Below are 2,663 nucleotides of genomic sequence, written 5' to 3' on the forward strand. Positions count from 1 at the left end.
CGTTGGTCCCGCGACCGTGACTACTTCGTGGCCGCCGCAGAAAAACTCGACGCCAAGGTCTTCGTGCAATCGGCCGATGCCAACGAGCAGAAGCAGATTTCCCAAATCGAAAACCTGATCTCCCGTGGCGTCGACGTGATCGTCATCGTGCCGTTCAACGCCACCGTCCTCACCAACGCCGTCGCCGAAGCCAAGAAGGCCGGGATCAAGGTGGTGTCCTATGATCGCCTGATTCTCAATGCGGACATCGACGCCTACATCTCCTTCGATAACGAAAAAGTCGGGGAGATGCAGGCCAGCGGCGTGTTGCAAGCGGCACCGAAGGGCAACTATTTCCTGCTCGGCGGCGCGCCCACCGACAACAATGCCAAGGTGCTGCGCGAAGGCCAGATGAAGGTGCTGCAACCGGCTATCGACAAGGGCGACGTCAAGATTGTCGGCCAGCAGTGGGTGAAAGAGTGGAACCCCACTGAAGCCCTGAGCATCGTCGAAAACGCCCTGACCCGGAACAACAACAAGATCGACGCCATCGTCGCCTCCAACGACGCCACCGCCGGCGGTGCGATCCAGGCACTGGCCGCGCAGAAACTGGCGGGCACGGTGCCGATTTCCGGGCAAGACGCCGACCTCGCCGCAATCAAGCGCGTGATCGACGGCACCCAGACCATGACCGTGTACAAGCCGCTCAAACTGATCGCCACCGAAGCCGCCAAGCTCTCGGTACAACTGGCGCGCAATGAGAAGCCCACCTACAGCTCGCAATACGACAACGGCAGCAAAAAGGTCGACACCATCCTGCTCACCCCAACCCCGCTGACCAAGGCCAACATCGACCTATTGGAGAAGGACGGGTTCTATACCAAAGAGCAGATTGCCGGGCAGTGACCGCCATGGCCGACTACCTGTTGCAAATGAACGGCATCGTCAAACGCTTTGGCGGTGTCAACGCGCTGAACGGCATCGACATCAAGGTGCGGCCGGGGGAATGCGTGGGCCTGTGCGGCGAGAACGGTGCCGGTAAGTCCACCTTGATGAAGGTGCTGTCGGCGGTCTATCCCCACGGCACCTGGGAGGGCGAAATCCTCTGGGACGGGCAGCCACTGAAGGCCCACTCTATCAGCGAAACCGAGGCCGCCGGCATCGTAATCATCCACCAGGAACTGACCCTGGTGCCCGACCTGTCGGTGGCTGAAAACATCTTCATGGGTCACGAACTGACCTTGCCCGGCGGGCGCATGAACTACCCGGCCATGTTCCACCGCGCCGAAGCGCTGATGCGTGAACTCAAGGTGCCGGACATGAACGTGGCGCTGCCGGTATCGCAGTATGGCGGCGGCTACCAACAACTGGTAGAAATCGCCAAGGCCCTGAACAAGCAGGCGCGGCTGCTGATTCTCGACGAGCCCTCCTCGGCCCTGACCCGCTCGGAAATCGAAGTGCTGCTGGACATCATCCGTGGCCTCAAGGCCAAGGGCGTGGCCTGCGTGTACATCTCGCACAAGCTCGATGAAGTGGCGGCAGTGTGCGACACCATTGCGGTGATCCGCGATGGCAAGCACATCGCGACCACCGCCATGGCCGACATGGACATCGCAAAGATCATCACCCAGATGGTCGGCCGCGAGATGAGCAACCTCTACCCCACCGAGCCCCATGCAGTGGGCGAGGTGATGTTCGAAGCGCGCAACGTCACCTGTTATGACGTGGACAACCCCAAGCGCAAGCGCGTGGACGATGTGTCCTTTGTGCTCAAGCGCGGGGAGATCCTCGGCATTGCCGGGCTGGTCGGCGCCGGGCGTACGGAACTGGTGTCGGCGCTGTTCGGCGCCTACCCCGGCCGCTACAGCTGCGAGGTGTGGCTGGACGGCCAGGTGATCGACACGCGCACACCGCTCAAGTCGATCCGCGCCGGGCTGTGCATGGTGCCCGAGGATCGCAAGCGCCAGGGCATCATCCCCGACCTCGGCGTGGGCCAGAACATCACCCTGGCGGTGCTCGACACTTACGCCCACATGACCCGCATCGATGCCGAGGCCGAACTGGGCAGCATCGACCAGCAGATCGCGCGCATGCACCTCAAGACCGCCAGCCCGTTCCTGCCGATCACCAGCCNNCGCGTGCTGGTGATCGGCGATGGCCAGTTGCGCGGTGACTTTATCAACCAGGGGCTCACCCAGGAACAGGTGCTCGCCGCCGCGCTCAGCCAACACAACAATAATGATCGGAAGACCGCGTAGATGAATCAGGTCAAACACCTTTTCACCCGCTACAAAATGCTCGCCCTGGTCATCGCCGTGGCGGTGATCTGGGTGTTTTTCAGCTGGCAGACCGAGGGGGGGTTCCTTACACCGCGCAACCTGTCCAACCTGCTGCGGCAAATGTCGATCACCGGGATTCTGGCGTGCGGCATGGTGCTGGTGATCATCAGCGGCGAGATCGATTTGTCGGTGGGGTCATTGCTCGGCTTGCTTGGCGGGTTGGCGGCAATCCTGGATGTGGTGTATCACATTCCATTGCTCGCCAACCTGAGTCTGGTGGCGTTGTGCGGGTTGATGATCGGATTAGCCAACGGCTACATGACGGCCTATCTGCGCATCCCGTCATTCATTGTCGGCTTGGGTGGAATGCTGGCGTTTCGCGGGATTCTGCTGGGGATTACCGGC

General features: G+C 61.5%; 2 protein-coding genes and 1 pseudogene (1 of these 3 running past the window's edge). All 3 read left to right on the plus strand.

The window, feature by feature from the left end:
- Nucleotides 1-885, plus strand: an 885-nt coding sequence (gene xylF / locus HX823_RS30160) for a D-xylose ABC transporter substrate-binding protein (RefSeq protein WP_177078254.1), incomplete at its 5' end; no start/stop codon positions are given.
- Between the two features lie 5 nt (nucleotides 886-890).
- Nucleotides 891-2,237: an ATP-binding cassette domain-containing protein gene (locus HX823_RS30165; protein WP_177078256.1), complete on the plus strand. Its 1,347-nt coding sequence runs from the start codon at nucleotides 891-893 to the stop codon at nucleotides 2,235-2,237.
- Nucleotides 2,238-2,663 (plus strand): annotated as a pseudogene (locus HX823_RS30170) (sugar ABC transporter permease); it runs 524 nt beyond the window's last position.

The sequence above is a fragment of the Pseudomonas sp. P7759 genome, assembly GCF_013386445.1.
Taxonomy (GTDB): domain Bacteria; phylum Pseudomonadota; class Gammaproteobacteria; order Pseudomonadales; family Pseudomonadaceae; genus Aquipseudomonas; species Aquipseudomonas azotoformans_A.